Source organism: Rhodoplanes sp. SY1 (assembly GCF_046000175.1).
Lineage (GTDB): Bacteria > Pseudomonadota > Alphaproteobacteria > Rhizobiales > Xanthobacteraceae > Rhodoplanes.
Genome location: NZ_JBEOMB010000430.1, coordinates 1 through 654, shown reverse-complemented (window position 1 = coordinate 654; position 654 = coordinate 1). Strand labels below are relative to the sequence as shown.

Here is a 654-nt window from a genome sequence, read left to right as displayed (position 1 = left end):
AGGCCGAGTCCGGCTGCCGTGGCCCGAGCCGCGCGATCTCTTTCCGGATAGCCTGGCATGTGGGGCCCAGCGCGGCGGTCATATTGTTGTCGCTTCTATTGGCCGAGAAGGTCAGGAGCTTCAGCCCGAAGAGATCGGAGGGGAGGCGAAGATCTTCCGGCTCCTTCGGAGTGATCAGGTAGGTTCGCGACCTCCCCAGGGTGCCGATGGAGTAGCCGAGTTCGAGAATGACGTTGTCGCGTGCGGCGTGATACTGCTGACCACGCAAGATCAGAAAATCCTCGCCTTTCAGAATGTAGGCCGCGAAATCGAAGCTCGGCAATGTTTGCTCGATGTCGACCCAGGTGTACGAGCTCGGGACGAAGATACCTTGTGTCCAGACGGTCACCTCGACCGACTCGTCCAATGAGCGTTGCAGCTCGTAAGCGATTTCGAGAGATTCAGAAGACGAGCCGATGAAAAGCCGAGGCTTCTTCATGACAACCTCACATCACCAAGAACCCTTATAACACGTGATGAGTTTGCCCGGAAGATTGGAGGGGTCCCGACGCCATGCTTCGGTGCCGCACCCGAATGGTTCGGGTCGAGGCTCAGGATCAGCGCACCATGCCTTCGGCCATGGGACCAAGTCACCCGGCCGCCGGTCGTCCCGGT

The 654-nt window shown here is 59.3% G+C and carries 1 protein-coding gene; it reads right to left on the bottom strand.

The window, feature by feature from the left end; all coding sequences use genetic code 11:
* On the bottom strand, positions 1 to 478 hold a 478-nt coding region (locus ABTU92_RS30165), incomplete at its 3' end, for a TIR domain-containing protein (protein ID WP_408095211.1).
* Positions 479 to 654: the final 176 nt, after the last annotated feature.